Origin of the sequence: Paraburkholderia sp. CNPSo 3281 (assembly GCF_024206515.1) — a bacterium.
Taxonomy (GTDB): Bacteria; Pseudomonadota; Gammaproteobacteria; order Burkholderiales; family Burkholderiaceae; genus Paraburkholderia; species Paraburkholderia nodosa.
The window spans coordinates 102,562-119,041 of record NZ_JAMBPS010000006.1; the positions used below are offsets into that span (position 1 = coordinate 102,562).

12 protein-coding genes are annotated in these 16,480 nt (G+C 65.6%); 6 read left to right on the top strand and 6 right to left on the bottom strand.

Features of this window, described 5'->3' with window-relative positions:
- Positions 1–102 precede the first annotated feature (102 nt).
- Both M3I56_RS09365 and M3I56_RS09370 read right to left on the bottom strand, forming a co-directional pair.
- A complete protein-coding gene (locus tag M3I56_RS09365; RefSeq protein ID WP_254353565.1) occupies positions 103–1,164 on the bottom strand; it encodes a VacJ family lipoprotein in 1,062 nt (353 codons plus the stop codon).
- Positions 1,161–3,788, bottom strand: coding sequence for an MMPL family transporter (locus tag M3I56_RS09370; protein WP_254353566.1), 2,628 nt, complete (start codon positions 3,786–3,788; stop codon positions 1,161–1,163). The genes M3I56_RS09365 and M3I56_RS09370 overlap by 4 nt, the downstream gene beginning before the upstream one ends.
- A gap of 242 nt (positions 3,789–4,030) precedes the next feature.
- On the opposite strand from M3I56_RS09370, the gene M3I56_RS09375 reads away from it, so the two are divergent.
- Positions 4,031–4,639 (top strand): phospholipid-binding protein MlaC, encoded by a 609-nt coding sequence (locus M3I56_RS09375; RefSeq protein WP_254353567.1) that lies wholly within the window; start codon positions 4,031–4,033, stop codon positions 4,637–4,639.
- Between the two features lie 67 nt (positions 4,640–4,706).
- On the opposite strand, the gene M3I56_RS09380 is transcribed toward M3I56_RS09375, so the two are convergent.
- Positions 4,707–5,372, bottom strand: coding sequence for a response regulator transcription factor (locus M3I56_RS09380; RefSeq protein WP_254353698.1), 666 nt, complete (start codon positions 5,370–5,372; stop codon positions 4,707–4,709).
- 2 nt (positions 5,373–5,374) lie between these two features.
- Complete coding sequence (locus M3I56_RS09385) at positions 5,375–6,868, bottom strand: cache domain-containing protein (protein WP_254353568.1); 1,494 nt, start codon at positions 6,866–6,868, stop codon at positions 5,375–5,377.
- Between the two features lie 337 nt (positions 6,869–7,205).
- Here M3I56_RS09385 and M3I56_RS09390 point away from each other — a divergent pair, with 337 nt between their 5' ends.
- The 3 genes from M3I56_RS09390 to M3I56_RS09400 all read left to right on the top strand — a co-directional run bounded on the left by M3I56_RS09390 (position 7,206) and on the right by M3I56_RS09400 (position 11,785).
- Positions 7,206–9,293, top strand: coding sequence for a carbon starvation CstA family protein (locus M3I56_RS09390; RefSeq protein ID WP_254353569.1), 2,088 nt, complete (start codon positions 7,206–7,208; stop codon positions 9,291–9,293).
- A gap of 26 nt (positions 9,294–9,319) precedes the next feature.
- Positions 9,320–9,526, top strand: a complete 207-nt coding sequence (locus M3I56_RS09395; protein ID WP_028202784.1) for a YbdD/YjiX family protein — start codon at positions 9,320–9,322, stop codon at positions 9,524–9,526.
- 285 nt (positions 9,527–9,811) lie between these two features.
- Positions 9,812–11,785 (top strand): SMP-30/gluconolactonase/LRE family protein, encoded by a 1,974-nt coding sequence (locus M3I56_RS09400; protein WP_254353570.1) that lies wholly within the window; start codon positions 9,812–9,814, stop codon positions 11,783–11,785.
- Positions 11,786–11,861: 76 nt separating this feature from the next.
- Here M3I56_RS09400 and hpnH read toward each other — a convergent pair whose 3' ends face one another.
- Both hpnH and ispH read right to left on the bottom strand, forming a co-directional pair.
- Positions 11,862–13,013, bottom strand: a complete 1,152-nt coding sequence (hpnH, locus tag M3I56_RS09405; protein ID WP_028202781.1) for an adenosyl-hopene transferase HpnH — start codon at positions 13,011–13,013, stop codon at positions 11,862–11,864.
- A gap of 12 nt (positions 13,014–13,025) precedes the next feature.
- A complete protein-coding gene (gene ispH, locus M3I56_RS09410) occupies positions 13,026–13,970 on the bottom strand; it encodes a 4-hydroxy-3-methylbut-2-enyl diphosphate reductase (protein ID WP_254353571.1) in 945 nt (314 codons plus the stop codon).
- A 408-nt stretch (positions 13,971–14,378) separates the two neighbouring features.
- Between ispH and hpnC the strand changes: the two genes are divergently transcribed.
- Together hpnC and M3I56_RS09420 are read left to right on the top strand one after the other, a co-directional pair.
- Positions 14,379–15,248, top strand: a complete 870-nt coding sequence (gene hpnC, locus M3I56_RS09415; protein ID WP_254353572.1) for a squalene synthase HpnC — start codon at positions 14,379–14,381, stop codon at positions 15,246–15,248.
- Positions 15,245–16,423: a glycosyltransferase gene (locus tag M3I56_RS09420; RefSeq protein ID WP_254353573.1), complete on the top strand. Its 1,179-nt coding sequence runs from the start codon at positions 15,245–15,247 to the stop codon at positions 16,421–16,423. The genes hpnC and M3I56_RS09420 overlap by 4 nt, the downstream gene beginning before the upstream one ends.
- Positions 16,424–16,480 lie beyond the last annotated feature (57 nt).

Genomic DNA, 16,480 nt, shown 5'->3' on the forward strand with positions numbered 1-16,480 from the left:
GCGGTGCGCACGGCAGGATAAAAAACCCGGCAACCTTTCCAGGTTGCCGGGTTTTTTGCGTTCAGACGCCGCCGGCCCGCAAACGGGGGCGCTATGTTGCTTTCAGGGCGCCGACGCAGGCTTCGCTGGCACCGCCGTCCCACCCGAAGCCGCGACAGGCGCGGATGCCGTCGCCGGTGCGGAAGCGGCCGCCGCTGCCGCGACACCCGCCGTGCCGGCCGCCGCAGCCGCACCCGGACCCGCGCCCGCCGCGGCCGCACCCGTCGTCGCCGCAGCCCCGGCAGCGCCCGCCGCGCTCCCCTCGCCCGGATCCTCGTAATTCGGCAGACCATTGTTCGAAGCGCCGGGGGCGGCCGCGCCACCCGCGCCGCCGGCACCGCCCGACTCGCCCGGGTCCTCGTAATTGGGGGCCCCATTCTCGTTCGGTGTCTCGTCGCCGCCCGGTTCGCCGTAATTGGGCAGCGGCGCATTGCTGCCGCGCGAGCCGCGAATCAGCGATTCACGCTGCTGGCGGTAGGCGTCGCGCACGAACGAATACGGGTCGAGCGCGGCCTGCTTGAGCAGGTCGGTTGCGCCGAGCAGGTCCGCGCGCGCGCTGATGAACTGCGCGAGATACATCGGGTTGCGCACCGCCGGCTCGAAGTAGTTGATGACGTTGAACTTCACGTCCACGGCCATGCCGATGCCGTCGCGCACCGAACTGGGCCCGAACAGCGGCAGCACGAGATACGGGCCGGCCGGCATGCCATAGTGGCCCATCGTGAGGCCGAAGTCCTGATGATGCTTGGGCAGCCCCGCCGCCGTCGCGAAGTCGATCAAGCCGCCCAGACCGAAGGTCGTGTTCATCGCGATGCGCATCAGATCCTCGACGGCGTCGGTGATCTTCAGCTGCAGCACGTTGTTCGCAAAGTTGTCGACGTCTCCGATGTTCGAGAAGAAGTTCGTGATCGCCTGGCGCAGCGGCTGCGGCGTCACCTTTTGGTAGCCTTTGGCGACCGGCTGCGCGATGTAGGTGTCGAGTTTGTCGTTGAACGTGAAAATTGCGCGATTCGCGGGCTCGAACGGATCGCCCGGTTTGCGGTCGGGGCCCGTGGCGCAACCCGACGTCACGAGGAGCGCCAGGCCCGCCGCCGCCATGGTGAGCGCGGCTTGATTCTTCTTCATTGGTCGATCCCCTGAGTTTCCGATCTCTGGCGCTTTGCGCGCGGCTTGCCCATCAGCACCGGCTGGAACACCACGGCGCCTATCAGCGTACAGAACAAGGACAGTGCGAGCAGCTTGCCCATGCTCGACGTGCCCGGATGATGCGATAGCCACAGACTTCCGAACGCCGTGGCCGTGGTCGCGGCGGAAAAAAGCACCGCGTGTGTGAGGCTCGAATGCAGGAGGCCGGTTTGCCCCGCGCGCCAGGCCATCACGAAGTAGATTTTGAACGCGACGCCGACGCCGAGCATCAGGGGAAGCGCGATGATGTTGGCGAAATTTAGCTGAATTCCGAAGACGACGCACAGTTCGAGCGTGACGAGCGCCGATACCAGCAGAGGAATGATCGTGCGCAGCACGTCGCCGAAATTGCGCAGTGTGATCCAGAGCAGCGCCGTGATGAGCAGCACCGACCACCCCGCTGCCTGGAAGAACGCGAGGATGATCACGTTCGCCGAGTGCAGGATCGAGATCGGCCCGCCGATCGCGTTCGGCTCCGCCGCCTTCACTGCGTGTGCGAAGCGCGCGAGCATCACGTCGTCGTTGGAATCGACGCCCGGCGGCACGCGCGGCGCGATGTCCACGATCGCCTGGCCGGTCGGTGCCACCCAGTCGCGCGCCATCTCGGGCGGCAGGTTCTCACGCGTGATTTCCGAGGGCTGCAACAGGCGCGCGAGCTGCGCGAAGGCGAGCTTGAGCGTGAGGCTGAAGGCGGTTTCCGCGCGGTCGCGCGTGGCCGGGCTCGCGTTCGCGAGCTTCGCGAGCGAGTCGGACAGATGCTGCGCCTCGGCCGCGCCCGGCCCCGGATGGTCGCTTGCGGCGAGCGAGAGCTGGTTGGCCGCGCGCTTGAGCGTCTGCACGCGCACTTCATCGGTCACGGGCGAGGACGGCTGCTGCGTGAGCGCGGGCAGAAGCTGCTGTGCGGCGCTCGAGATCAGCATGAGCTTTTGCTGCTGATCGTCGGGAATCAGCGAACTGAGCGTGGTGGCTCGCGCCACATCCGGCAGCTTCGAGAGCCGCGCGGCGATCTTGTCGGCTTCTTCGAGCGACGGCGCGAGCACGCTCACGTCGTTGATCGAGATGACCGGCGAGTTCTTGAGCGCGAGCAGCGTCGCCATCGACTCGGTATGCGGATCCTTAAGATGCAGCGGATTGAAGTCGAAGCGCAGATGCAGCAGCAAGGGCGTCGCGCCCACCACGATGATGAGCGTGGTGATCAGCACGGGCTTGCGGTGCTCGGCGAGCCACTTGTCCACGGGCGCGAGGAACGCGAAGCCCGGCGAGGCGCGCTCGCCCCTGGGATTGAACACGCGGATCAGCGCCGGCAGCACCGTCATGTTGCAGACGTACGCCACGAACATGCCCACGCCCGCGATCTGCCCGAGCTCCGAAAGGCCCTTGTAGGCGGTCGGCAGGAACGAAAAGAAACTTTCGGCCACGGCGATGGCCGCGAGCGTGAGCGGCACGCCGATGGTGCGCGCCGTCTTGAGGAGCGCGGCGTCGAGCCGCTCGTCCTGAAAGCGCTCCTCGCGATACTTCACGCCGAACTGCACGCCGAAATCGACGCCTAGCCCCACGAACAGCACCATGAACGCGACCGAGAGCATGTTGAACGAGCCGATCATCATGAGGCCGAGCGCGGCCGTGATGACGAGACCGATCACGAGCGTGATGAGCGTTGCGCCGATCAGCTTGCCCGAGCGCAGCGCGAGCCACAGGATGACGAGCACGACGACGAGCGTGATCACGCCGTTGAGCGCGGCGCCGTCCTGCACCGAGGCGAACTCGTCGTCGGCGAGCGGCTGTTCGCCCGTGAGGCGCACGCGCGCGCCGAATTCGCTGTCGAGATGAAGCGAGGCGGCGGTCGTGCGGATCGCCTCCGACGCGTTCGCGCCCGCCTTGAGCGCGGCGAAGTTGAGTACCGGCTGCACGGTGATGAACGCGAACGCGGGCTTCGTGGCCGAGTCCTTGTCGACGAGCGCGCGCCACGAGAACGCCGCGGGCTTGCCGGCGAGCACCTCGTCGACGACGGTGGCGGCGCTGCCAAGCAGATTCGCCATTTGCGGCAACTTGATCTGGCCGATCGTGAGCGGCAGTTGCAGCGTGGTCGTGAGCGTGCCGGCCAGACCCGCGAGACTCGGGTCCTTCGCGAGCTGGTTCACGAGCGGGCGCGCCTGCACGAGCTGGCCCGTGGTCGAGAGCACGGTGGCCGTGGACGGAAAGAGCAGGCCGTTGTGCTGGAAGAACGGGCCGCCCGCGGGCTGTGAGACGGCGCTGAATTCGCGCGAGTCGGCCTTGAGCGCTTGCGCGAGCTTGTCGGCGGCGGCGTCGGCAAGCTCGGGCGCGTCGGCTTCGACCACCACGAGCAGCGAGCTCGCGCGCTGCGGGAACGCCTTGTCCTTGGCTTCGCTCAACGCGGCCCATTGGGCCGTGTTCTCGACGAGACCGCTGACGTCGGTATTGATCTTGAAATGCTTCGCAACGTACACGCCGGAGAGCACGGCAAGCACGATCGCGAGTGTGATCACCCACGCCGCGCGGCGCACCGACCAGGCGACGAGGCTAATGATGAATGGCTTCAGCATACAGGCGAGGGGGCCCTGTCAATTAGGTTCTTTGACGCGAAACGCAGAAGTATACCGGCCCCGCCCGTCCCGGCGCGGGTCATGCACACCTGGGCTCAGGCGGCGCCCCGGCAGCGCATCTGCCAAAGCCGTTATACTGGCTCAGCCGGCGGCGCGACGGTTACGTGATTGCACTTGCACGTAACCGCACGCACTGTGTCGCACTGTACCGGCGCCTGAATTTCACTGTTCCAGAAGAGCGTATGAAACGTTACCTGACCGCATTTTTCGTCGCCGCCTGTTTCACGGGCGTTTCGGGCGCCGCGTTCGCGCAGACCACGCCGGACACCATCGTCAAGGCCGCCGTGGAAGGCACCGTGAAGGCGATGCAGGCCGACCCGCAGGCACGCGGCGGCGACATGAACAAGATCACCCAGGTGGTCGAGACCCATTTCGTTCCCGCCACCGACTTCAAACGCACCACGCGGATCGCCGTTGGCAAACCCTGGGCGACGGCTACGCCCGAACAGCAGCAGAAGCTGTATGAGCAATTTCAACTCCTGCTCGTGAAGACGTACGCCTCGTCGCTCTCGCAACTTCGCGATACCCAGGTGACCTTCAAGTTCGCCCCCTCGAACACCGGTGGGGGCGCGAAAGACACCGTGGTGCAGTCGCATGTGATCAGCAACGGCGGCGACGACGCCATCGACTACCGTCTCGCGCAAACGCCCAACGGCTGGAAGATTTACGACATCAACATGATGGGTGCGTGGCTGATCCAGGTCTACCAGACGCAATTTGCCGACCAGATCGCCAAGGGCGGCATCGACGGCCTCATCAAGTTCCTCGTCGACCACAACGCGCGCAGCTGATCGTCGATCGGTGGTTGCACACGCACTGTGACTTTGCGGGCGCTCCGGGTAAGCCGGAGCGCCCGTTTCACTTTCTGCGGTACTCCACCGCGAACTTGATCAACTCCGCCTGGCCTTCGATCTCCAGCTTGCGCTTTAGGTTGAGCCGGTGCGTTTCCACCGTGCGCACCGAAAGCCCCTCGCGCTGCGCGATCTGCTTGCTCGAAAGACCTTGCGCGAGCGCGTCGAGAATATCCCGCTCGCGCGGCGTGAGACGCTCGACGGGCGTGCTGCGCGCCGACGCCTGGATCATGCGTGCACTCAAGCCCGCGCTGAAATACGTGCGCCCGGCCAGCACCGCCTCGATCGCGCGGATGATCTCGGTGGCCGGCGAATCCTTGAGCACGTAGCCGCTCGCGCCCGCGCGCACCGCCTCGGTCACGTATTCGACGTTGTCGTGCATCGACAGCATCAACACGCGGATGGCCGGAAAACGCTCGTGGAAAATGCCCGCGAGCGCGATGCCGTTCACGCCGGCCATGCCCACGTCCATCAGCACGAGATCGGGTTCGAGCGACGCGGCGAGCGCGATGGCCTCGTCGGCGTTGCCCGCTTCGCCTGCCACCTCGAAACCCGGCACGGCTTCGAGCCGTGCGCGCAGGCCGTCGCGCACGAGCGGATGGTCGTCCACGAGGACGAGGCGCGCGGGCCTGGCACCGGGGCTGGTCAAGTCGTTCACGTTTGCATTCGTCATCGTCATGTCGGCGTTCCTGATACAGCGGCGGCTCGGGATGCTGCATTGGACGCCGTATTGGACGCAATAGGCGCCCACGCGGTGACGAGCGTATGGCCAGGCTGCGAGGTGATGTCGAGGCGGCCGCCCAGCGCCTCCAGGCGCTCGCGCATGTTGCGTAGGCCCAGACCCGCGCGCGGGTCGGCCAGCGCGTGCGCCACGTCGAAGCCGCGGCCGTTGTCGGCAACGCCGAGTGTCACGCCGCTCGCGGCGACCTCCAGCGTGAGCGCGGCGCGCGCCGCTTGCGCGTGCCGCACGATGTTGGTGAGCGCTTCCTGCGCAATGCGAAAGAGCACGGTATTGACCGCGTCCGGCAGCGCGGGCACCGGCGCCTTGCGGCTCGCCGGCTTCGGCGCGGCTTGCGTGAAGGCGATCTCGATGCCCGTTTGCTCGGCCATCTCGCGCGTGAGTTGCTCCAGCGCGGCGGCGAGGCCCAGGTCGTCGAGCATCGAGGGGCGCAGGGCGTGCGAGATGCTGCGCACTTCGCGCAGCGTGTCGGAAAGACGTGAGAGGCCGGTGGCGAGCGACGCTTCGGCGGCAGGCACGCGCGTTTCGCCGCGCTCGAAGCGCGCCAGCGCCGACTCCAGCAACAGCTTCACCGAAACGAGCATCTGGCTGATGCCGTCGTGCAGTTCGCGCGAGAGCCGCGCCCGCTCCTGCTCCTGCGACTCGACCACCTGCTGCGCGAGGCGTTTGAGTTTGGCGTCAGTGCTGCGGTGCTCGCTCACGTTGAGCACGAGCGCACCGAGCGCGATCACGAGCACGCCCGCGAGTGCAATCACGCCGAGCCATTGAATGGTGTGCTCGATATTCGCGGAAGCGCGCTCGTCGATGTGCGCGAGCGTCGAATCGACGTCGTCGAGATAGATACCGGTGCCGATCATCCAGCCCCAGCGCGGCAGCGGCACGACATAGCCGAGCTTGGGCGCGAGCTTGCCCGTGGACGGCCGGTGCCACATATAGCGCACGTAGCCGCCGCCGCGCTGGGCTGCGGCAATCAGTTGCTGGATCGTGAGCGCGCCCTGCGGGTCGCGCAGGTTCCAGAGATCCTGGCCGACGAGCGCGGCTTCGCGCGGATGCATGAGCGAGCGTCCGTGCATGTCGTAGACGAAGAAATAGCCGTCGGGGCCGAAGTCCATCTTCTGCAGCACGGCTAGCGCGGCCAGCTGGCGGTCGGCTTCGCTCTCGGGGGCGGGCAACGCGGCGCTGGCGTTTTCCTCGGGCGCGTAGAGCGGCGCGATGGCGCTCGTGGCCAGTTCCACGTAGTGACGCAGCTCGATCTCCTTGCTCGACAGATAGGCGCTCTGCATGGTCGCGTGCTGCGTTTGCGCGAGCTGCGTGGCCTGCTGGCGCACGCCGATCCCGATGCCGGCAATGGCTGCGAGGAACGGCACGACCGCGAGCAGGAAGATTTTCGTCTTCAGGCGGCGATCGGCGAAGAAAAATGGGGCGGGCATGACGGCGTTCGGAAGCTGAGTCTGCAAGCATAACCGGGCGCGCGCGGCGCAGGCGCCAATTCACGCGCCGCGCGAGAGGGTGTCCTTGCGCGACGCGTTGCGCGCCGGGTACGACTATCGTTGCATGCGCAACGAACTGTTGCCTTCTCTACGTAATTCTACGTAGCGCGCTTACGTAGTTGTCCGGTTGTGGCTGACGGTCTGAAAGCGAATACTACCGCCCACGACATGGCGCAATGCGTCATGCTGCGCCGCCCTCGCCACGATGCTGTGGACGGCGCGCGAGGGTCCGGTTCCGATGCCGGACACAAAGCTAAAAACACAATGGAGACACCGCATGAGTCGGACATCCAGTTTTGTCGTCTGGACGCTGGTCGCGCTGCTTGGCGCGTTCGCGTTTGGCACCATCGCGCTCGCGCACGGCGAGCGAATCAGCGCACTGTGGATCGTGATCTGCGCCGTGTGCGTCTATCTGATCGCGTATCGCTTCTATAGCCGCTTCATCGCGAGCACGGTCCTGCAGCTGGACGGCCTGCGCATGACGCCGGCCGTGCGCCACAACGACGGGCTCGACTTCGTGCCCACCAACAAATACGTGCTGTTCGGCCATCACTTCGCGGCGATCGCGGGTGCGGGTCCGCTCGTGGGCCCGGTGCTGGCCGCGCAGATGGGCTACATGCCCGGCATGCTGTGGATTCTCGCCGGCGTGGTGTTCGCGGGCGCCGTGCAGGACTTCGTGGTGCTGTTCCTCTCCACGCGCCGCGACGGCCGCTCGCTGGGCGACCTCGTGAAGATGGAACTCGGCCCGGTGCCCGGCGTGATCGCGCTGTTCGGCACCTTCCTCATCATGATCATCATTCTCGCGGTGCTCGCGCTGATCGTGGTGAAGGCGCTCACGAATTCGCCGTGGGGCACGTTCACGGTGGCCGCGACGATTCCCATCGCGATCTTCATGGGCCTGTACGTGCGCTACATCCGCCCGGGCAAGATCGGGGAAATCTCGATCATCGGTTTCGTCCTGCTGATGGCTTCCATTGCCTTCGGCCAGCACGTGCACGATTCGCCCACGCTGGCAGCCTGGTTCACATTCACGGGCACGCAGCTCACCTGGATCCTGATCGGCTATGGCTTCGTCGCTTCGGTGCTGCCGGTGTGGCTGCTGCTCGCGCCGCGCGACTACCTCTCGACGTTCCTGAAGATCGGCACGATTCTCGCGCTCGCGATCGGCATTCTGATTGTCGCACCGGAACTGAAGATGCCGGCTTTCACGAAGTTCATCGACGGCACGGGCCCGGTGTGGTCGGGCAACCTGTTCCCGTTCCTCTTCATCACGATCGCATGCGGTTCGGTATCGGGCTTTCATGCGCTGATCTCGTCGGGCACGACGCCCAAGCTGCTCGATAACGAAACCAACGCGCGCTTCATCGGTTACGGCGCGATGCTGATGGAATCGTTCGTCGCGATCATGGCGCTCGTGGCCGCCTCGGTGATCGAGCCGGGTGTGTACTTCGCGATGAACGCACCGCTCGCCGTGCTTGGCACGACGCCGGACGCCATCGCGCAAACCGTGGGTCACTGGGGCTTCGTGCTCACGCCGGAGATGCTCACGCACACCGCGCAGGCCGTGGGCGAAACGACCATCGTCGCGCGCGCCGGCGGCGCCCCGACGCTGGCCGTGGGCATGGCGCAGATCCTGCACCAGGTGGTGGGCGGCGAGGCGATGATGGCCTTCTGGTATCACTTCGCCATCCTCTTCGAGGCGCTCTTCATCCTGACCGCCGTCGACGCGGGCACGCGCGCGGGCCGCTTCATGCTGCAAGACCTGCTCGGCACGTTCCACCCGTCGCTCAAGCGCACGGAGTCGCTGCCGGCCAACCTGATTGCCACTGCCTTGTGCGTGGCCGCGTGGGGCTACTTCCTCTACCAGGGCGTGGTCGATCCGCTTGGCGGCATCAATACGCTGTGGCCGCTCTTCGGCATCTCGAACCAGATGCTCGCCGGCATCGCGCTCATGCTCGCCACCGTCGTGCTCTTCAAGATGAAGCGCGAGAAGTTCGCGTGGGTCACGGCACTGCCTACGGTGTGGCTCCTCATCTGCACGCTCACGGCGGGCTGGCAAAAGATTTTCGACAGCAACCCGAAGGTGAGTTTCGTCGCGCACGCACAGAAGCTGTCGGCGGCGATCGCGGATGGCAAGATCGTCGCGCCCGCCAAGTCGCTCGAGCAGATGCAGCGCATGGTCTTCAACGACTACGTCGATGCCGCGCTCTCGGGCCTGTTTATCTTCGTTGTGGTGAGCATCGTTGCGTATGGCCTGATCGCGATTGCGCGTGCGCGCCGCATCGACCGTCCGACCGTGCAGGAAACGCCGTATCAGGCGATGCCGGCCGGCGGCGCGGCGGCCGTGACCAATCGCGTGCATTGAATCGACGTTACTGAACGGAGCACATCATGTTCTCGGGACTTCGCGACAACGTACAGACGGCCGGGCGCTATCTCGGCCAGGCCATGCGTTTGATGGTCGGTTTGCCGGACTACGAGGGCTACGTCGCGCATGCGCGCGAGACGCATCCCGACCGCCCGGTCATGACCTACGAGGAGTTTTTCCGCGAGCGGCAAAACGCCCGCTATGGGTCGGGCGCAGGGAAGTGCTGCTGACTGCCGACTGAGCGGATACGTTCAGCATGAGGCGCGACGGCGAAGGCCGTCGCGCCTTTTTTACGCCTGTAATCTTCGCGGCTCGGCGTTCGCTCAAAAAGCACTCAATTCTTGCAGTGCGGCTGCCGTTAACTTTGACGAAGTTCCACACCAGTTCGACGCATGACGCCGCGCGCGGCGGCGCGCACGGATTCGAATCGTCGGGAATCAGACTGCGCGTTTGCCGCGTGGGCAACGCCGCATCTTCAACCGTTGCACCGTAAGGTGTACGAATCAAAGAATTTCATGAACTCGCATCGAATCGGCGCAGCCTGGCTTGCCGCCGCTCTCACCGCGACGGTTACGCCCGTTTGCGAAGCGCAATACTCCACCGACTGGATTGCGAACACCTATGGCATCAACGCGACGCACGTGGGCAACGTGGCCCGCTCGATGTGGGTCGCGCCCGAAGGCGTCATCTACACGTCGTCGATGTGGGATGAGAACGAAGGCGGTGTGGCGATCTACCAGAACGGCCAGAACCTGGGTTCGATCGGCGGGCACGGCGACTTCCAGGGCGGCGCAATCACGGGCAACGCGACTTCGCTGTTCGTCGCGATGCAGTACAACGCCACATATGGCAGCGGCAACGTGGGGCGCTACAACCGCACGAGCGGCGCGCGCGACCTGCTGATCGCCGTGAGCGCCGATACGACCGAAAAGCTCGCCGATGTCATCACCGGACTCGCGACCTCCGGCTCGCTGCTCTACGTGAGCGATTTCCCAGGCAACCGCGTGCGCGTGTACACCACCGACGGCGCCTGGCAACGCGATTTCGGCGTGGCGGGCCCGGGCGCGCTGACGCTCGACGCGGGCGGCAACCTCTGGGTCGCCCAGAAGAGCGCGGGCGCCGTGCTCGAATTCAGCGCCGGTGGCCAGCTCTTGAACACGATCCAGCTGGCGTCCTCGGCGCGGCCGTCGTCGCTGTATTTCGATTCGCAGACCTCACAGTTGATGATCGGCGACTCGGGTCCAGACATGAACATCAAGACCTTCAGCGTAGCGGGCACGCCTTCGCAAACCGGCACGTTCGGCGTGCTGGGCGGCTTTCTCGACACGACCACGGGCATCAAGGGGCAGGTGGGCGACAAGCGCTTTACGCGTGTGGTCGGCATCGGCAAGGATTCCGCGGGCACGCTGTACGTGCTGAACAATCCGTGGGGCGGCTCGTGGGACCTCGGCCGCAACGGCGGCACCGATCTGCAGGCTTACGACGGCACCGGCACGCTGCGCTGGAAGCTTCAGTCGCTCAACTTCGAAGGCAACGCGGCGCCGGATCCGGGCACCGATGGCGCGCTGTTCTACGGCGGCATGAACCTCTATTCGGGCACGGCTGGCGGCACCTTCGTGGCCAACACCATCGACCCCATCACGTATCCGTCCGATCCGCGCATCAATCTCGCCGACACCGCGCGCGGCGAGCATTTCGCGCAGGTGGCGAGCGTGGGTGGCCAGCGTATTCTCGTGGCGGCCGGCCAGAATCCCGATACGTTCTACTTCTTCCACTTCAACGCGGCGAGCGGCTATATCGCCATTCCGGACTACACGCTGCCGGGATCGGCGTTCAATACGACGGCCCCGGTGCGCAACGGCTTTTGTCTCGACGGCAAGGGCGACCTGTGGGTCGGCCTCGACAAGACCAACGTCATTTCCCACTACCCGCTGACCGGCTTCGACTCGACCGGCAAGCCGCTCTGGGGCGCCGCGATCACCACGCCGATTCCCGCCACGATCTCGCGGCTCACCCGCATCGTCTATCTGCCCGAAAGCGACACGATGATACTCACGGGTGAGGACGCGAGCATCACCGACTGGACGGCGGTCGGCACGCGCGTCGAGGTGTATCACGGCTGGCTCGCCGGCAATACGAGCGCACCGAATCCGGTGATCACGCTCACGAGCGCGAATCCCAAATCGATCGCGGCCGCCGGAAACTATCTGTTCGTGGGCTACGTGCACACCGTGCCGAACATCGATGCGTTCAATCTCACCACGGGCGCGATCGATACGACGCTCATCGACAGCAACTCGAACGCGGTGTACGTGGGCAATGACGTGGATTCGATGTATGGGCTGCGCGCGTATCGGCGCTCGACGGGCGAGTATGTCGTGACGAAGGACAACTACAACGCTGCGAGCGCGGTGGTGTACCGGTGGACGCCGGCGGCGGCGAGCACGACCACGGCGAATGCAACGGTGTCGCCGTTCAGTGCGAAGTGACGAAAAAGACAAAGGGCGCAACGGCTAAAACCGTTGCGCCCTTTTCGCGTTTCATTCGCCTGTGGCGAAAACCGCTTTAGCTAGCCGCGACCGTAACCGGCTTCTTCGTCTTGGCCGAGTTCTTGATCTCTTCGAGCTTGATCTCGACGTGACGCGAGAACACGTACTCAGCCGGACGCGCGCCTTCGAGCGGGATGTCCTTCGCGAACGCGCCCGTCGTGCGCGGGCCCGAGAGGGCGATGCGCGCGGCCTTGAGCGGATGCGCGACGGTGTCCATCACAGCGGTGGCTTCGAAGCCGCAGTGGACCATGCAGTCCGCGCACTTCTCGTACTTGCCCGTGCCGTACTTGTCCCAGTCGGTCGTTTCCATCAGCTCCTTGAAGGTCTTCACGTAACCTTCGCCGACCAGATAGCACGGCTTTTGCCAGCCGAACACCGTGCGCGCCGGGTTGCCCCACGGCGTGCACTGGTAGCTCTGGTTGCCGGCCAGGAAGTCGAGGAACAGGCTCGACTGGCTGAACGACCACTTCTTGCCGTTGTTGCCGCGCTTGAAGATCTCGCGGAACAGGTTCTTGGTCTTGTCGCGGTTCAGGAAGTGCTGCTGGTCCGGGGCGCGCTCATACGCATAGCCCGGCGACACCGTGATGCCGTCCACGCCGATCTCGCCGACCGTGTCGAAGAACTTCGCCACGCGCTCGGGCACGGCGTCGTTGAACAGTGTGCAGTTGATGTTCACGCGGAAGCCGCGGCGCTTGGCTTCCTTGATCGCCGCGACGGCCTTGTCGTACACGCCTTCCTGCGAGACCGAGTGGTCGTGCGCTTCGCGGTCGCCGTCGAGGTGCACTGACCAGACGAAGTACGGGTTCGGCTGGTAGTCGTCCATCTTCTTTTCCATGAGCAGCGCGTTCGTGCAGAGATACACGAACTTCTTGCGCGCCATGATGCCCTTGACGATCTGCGGCATTTCCTTGTGCAGGAGCGGCTCGCCGCCTGCGATGGAAACGACCGGCGCGCCGCACTCATCGACGGCTTCGAGACATTCTTCCAGCGACAGGCGCTGGTTCAGGATCGGATCCGGATAGTCGATCTTGCCGCAGCCATTGCAGGCGAGATTGCAGCGGAACAGCGGCTCGAGCATGAGCGCGAGCGGGTAGCGCTTGTTGCCGCTGAAATGCTGGCGGAAGATGTACGAGCCAACGCGGACTTTTTGTAGCAGCGGAATAGACAAAGCGTGTCCTCCTTAAACTTCGCGCGCGACGAGCGGTTGCAAGAGCTTCGACGGCAGCTTGAATTCGACTTTTTCTTCACGGCCCGCCATCGTCGACACCTCGACAGGCCCCAACGCGCGCAGCGCGTCAATGACGTTCTCAACCATTTCTTCAGGCGCCGATGCGCCGGCCGTGATGCCGACCGTTTGCACATTGGCGAACCACTCGGCCTTCACTTCCGAGCCGTCGGCGACGAGATAGCTCGGCACACCCGTTTCGCTGCCGATCTCGCGCAGACGATTCGAGTTCGAACTGTTCGTCGCGCCAACGACGAGCAGAACCTCCACCTGATCCGACAGTTCGCGCACCGCTGCCTGGCGGTTCTGCGTCGCGTAGCAGATGTCGCGCGTGTCCGGACCGACGATGTCGGAGAACCGCGCGAGCAGCGCGTCGATGATGCCGCGCGTGTCGTCCACCGAAAGCGTGGTTTGCGTCACGTATGCGAGCGGTGCATCGAGCGGCAGATCGAGCTTCGAAACATCGGCTTCGCTCTGCACGAGCAGCACGGTGCCGGGAATCTGGCCGATCGTGCCTTCCACTTCAGGGTGACCGGCATGGCCGATCAGGATCAGCGTGCGGCCCGCCGCGACGTACTGGCGGCCCTGCACATGAACCTTCGTGACGAGCGGGCAGGTGGCGTCGAGCACGTCGAGGTCGCGTTCCTCGGCGGCGCGTTCCACGGTCTTGGCCACGCCGTGGGCGCTGAAAATCGCCACGGCGCCTTCCGGCACTTCGTCGAGTTCCTCCACGAAACGCGCTCCCTTGTTGCGCAGGTTTTCGACCACGTGACGGTTGTGGACGATTTCATGGCGCACGTAGACCGGCGCGCCGTGTTTCTGCAGTGCGCGATCGACGATTTCGATAGCGCGGACAACCCCCGCACAAAAGCCGCGGGGTTGGGCAAGGATCACTCGCATAAGGTGGCGAACTCCGACTGCCGCAAAAGGCGAGCGAATCGGTAAAAATGACCTGATCGCCTGCGGCTGTCTAATTATTAAGGATGCAAAAATCCGCCAAAGGGTGACGGAGTAAAAACCAGACGCGCATTTTAACCCCTTCGCCTTTCGTTTGCTGTGTGGAGCACGCGCAAGTGCGGCGTGCGCGCGACGGCGCAGCCCGCTTAGCGTCCAATTTTTCCCGAAAAGCCCGCTGCGTGGCGCTCCCACGGCCCGCGCAACGCGCGTCGCGCACGCTGGGCAGCACGGCGCCCGAAGCCGGCGTCCGGGCGTTGCGCGGTGCAACATACTCCGGGAACCCTTAAAATATGGCGTCCTGCGGGTCGCCTGGATGGCGCCCGGGGATACGACCCCATTCTGGACGCCTCGATGGAACCCGACCACTACGACGATTTTCCGGTAGCGCGTGTACTGCTGCCGAAGGCGCTCCGCGTGCCTGTCGGCGTGATCTACCACGTCGCGCGCACGCTCGACGACATCGCGGACGAAGGCGACTGGAGCCCCGAGCAACGCCACACGCGCCTCGCCGATTTTCGCGAAGGCCTGAACGCCGTGGCCGAAGGCCGCCCCGCACGCGTGCACCCCATGCTGTTCGCGAAGCTCGCGGACGTGGTGCGCGAGTGCGGCCTGCCGCTCGCGCCGTTTTACGACCTCGTCGCGGCGTTCGATCAGGATATCGACACGACGCGCTATGCCGACCGCTTCGAGCTGCTGGACTTTTGCCGGCGCTCGGCGAACCCGGTCGGCCATCTGATGCTGCATCTGATCCGCGAAGCGACGCCGGAGAATCTGGCAGATTCCGACGCGATCTGTACCGCCTTGCAGCTCGTCACCTTCTTGCGGGACGTGAGCGCCGACTGGGCGCGCGGCCGCATTTACCTGCCGCTCGCCGACCGCGAACGCTTTGGCGTGACCGAAGCGCAGATCGCCGCGGGCAAGGTGGACGACGCCTGGCGCGGGCTGATGTCGAACGAAGTGGCGCGGGCGAAGGCGCTGATGGTAAGCGGCGCGCCGCTCGCACTGCGCGTGCCGGGGCGCTTCAGCCTCGAACTCTGCAGCGTCGTGCACGGCGGCCTGCGCATGCTCGAAGTCATCGAGCGTAACGACTACGATGTGTTCCGCGCGCGGCCTGCGCTGCGCGCACCCGACTGGGCCGTGGTGCTTCTGCGCACGGCGGCCATGTGGCTGTCGCGCCGCGTGGGCGTGCGCGCATCTTCGATCGAGAGTAACAACGCATGACTACGACCATTCTGTTTGCCGTCTCCTGTCTCTCGCTGCTGATCTGGCTCGTGCTGCTGTTCGGGCGCGGCGGTTTCTGGCGCGCGCGCCCGGCTGAGCCGCTGCCGATCGTCGAGCCCGCGGCCGGCTGGCCTGCCGCGTGCGCCGTGGTGCCGGCGCGCAACGAGGCCGACGCGATTGGCGAGGCCGTCAGCTCGCTGCTCCAGCAGGACTACGGCGGCGAGTTTCACGTGATCGTGATCGACGACCACAGCACCGACGGCACTGCGGAAGCCGCGCGCGCCGCCGCGCTCGCGCTGCAGCGCCCGGAAAAGCTCAGTGTGATTACCGCCAAGCCGCTGCCGGCGGGCTGGTCGGGCAAGGTGTGGGCGCAGTCGCAGGGCATCGAGGCGGTGCGCACGCTCAAGCTGCCCGCCGACTACCTGCTCCTCACCGACGCCGACATCGGCCATCCGCCCGAAGCGCTCGCGCAGCTCGTGGTGCGCGCGCAGGCCGAAGGCCGCGACCTCGTCTCGCTGATGGTGCGGCTGCGCTGCGATTCCTTCTGGGAAAAGGCGCTGATACCGGCGTTCGTATTCTTCTTCGCGAAGCTCTATCCGTTCTCGTGGGTCAACAACCCGAAGAACCGCACGGCGGCCGCGGCCGGTGGCTGTATGCTGGTGCGCCGCCAGGCGCTTGAAGAGGCGGGCGGCATCGAGTCGATCCGCGCCGAGCTGATCGACGACTGCAGCCTCGCCGCGCGCATCAAGCATCGCGGCGAAGGGCATCACCCGATCCGGCTCGACGTTGCCGCGAAGAGCGTGTCGCTGCGCCCGTACGATTCGTGGAAAGACATCTGGAACATGATCGCGCGCACGGCCTTCACGCAGCTGCATTACTCGGCGTGGCAGCTGGCGGGCACGCTGCTCGGCATGACGGTCATCTATCTCGCGCCTCCCGTGGTCGCGCTCGTGCTCGGGCCGCAGGGCTGGCCCGCGTGGATCGCCTGGGCGCTGATGTGCTGCGCCTACGCGCCCATGCTCGCCTACTACCGGCGCTCGCCGCTGTGGGCGCCGTTCCTGCCGCTCGTCGCGCTGTTCTATGTGGGCGCGACGTTCGCGTCGGCATGGCGCTTCTGGCGCGGCAAGGGCGGTCAGTGGAAGGCGCGCGTGCAGGCGCCGGTGCAGGGGCGTTGAGGCGCTCGTAACCAGGCGCCGCCAATGAAAAAAGCCGTCGGTTTCGACGGCTTTTTT

Excerpts from the sequence above, each read along its gene's own strand:
- M3I56_RS09365 (WP_254353565.1), bottom strand. The coding sequence starts at position 1,164 with ATGAAGAAGAATCAAGCCGCGCTCACCATGGCGGCGGCGGGCCTGGCG.
- M3I56_RS09370 (WP_254353566.1), bottom strand. The coding sequence starts at position 3,788 with ATGCTGAAGCCATTCATCATTAGCCTCGTCGCCTGGTCGGTGCGCCGC.
- M3I56_RS09375 (WP_254353567.1), top strand. The coding sequence starts at position 4,031 with ATGAAACGTTACCTGACCGCATTTTTCGTCGCCGCCTGTTTCACGGGC.
- M3I56_RS09380 (WP_254353698.1), bottom strand. The coding sequence starts at position 5,372 with ATGACGAATGCAAACGTGAACGACTTGACCAGCCCCGGTGCCAGGCCC.
- M3I56_RS09385 (WP_254353568.1), bottom strand. The coding sequence starts at position 6,868 with ATGCCCGCCCCATTTTTCTTCGCCGATCGCCGCCTGAAGACGAAAATC.
- M3I56_RS09390 (WP_254353569.1), top strand. The coding sequence starts at position 7,206 with ATGAGTCGGACATCCAGTTTTGTCGTCTGGACGCTGGTCGCGCTGCTT.
- M3I56_RS09395 (WP_028202784.1), top strand. The coding sequence starts at position 9,320 with ATGTTCTCGGGACTTCGCGACAACGTACAGACGGCCGGGCGCTATCTC.
- M3I56_RS09400 (WP_254353570.1), top strand. The coding sequence starts at position 9,812 with ATGAACTCGCATCGAATCGGCGCAGCCTGGCTTGCCGCCGCTCTCACC.
- ispH (WP_254353571.1), bottom strand. The coding sequence starts at position 13,970 with ATGCGAGTGATCCTTGCCCAACCCCGCGGCTTTTGTGCGGGGGTTGTC.
- hpnC (WP_254353572.1), top strand. The coding sequence starts at position 14,379 with ATGGAACCCGACCACTACGACGATTTTCCGGTAGCGCGTGTACTGCTG.
- M3I56_RS09420 (WP_254353573.1), top strand. The coding sequence starts at position 15,245 with ATGACTACGACCATTCTGTTTGCCGTCTCCTGTCTCTCGCTGCTGATC.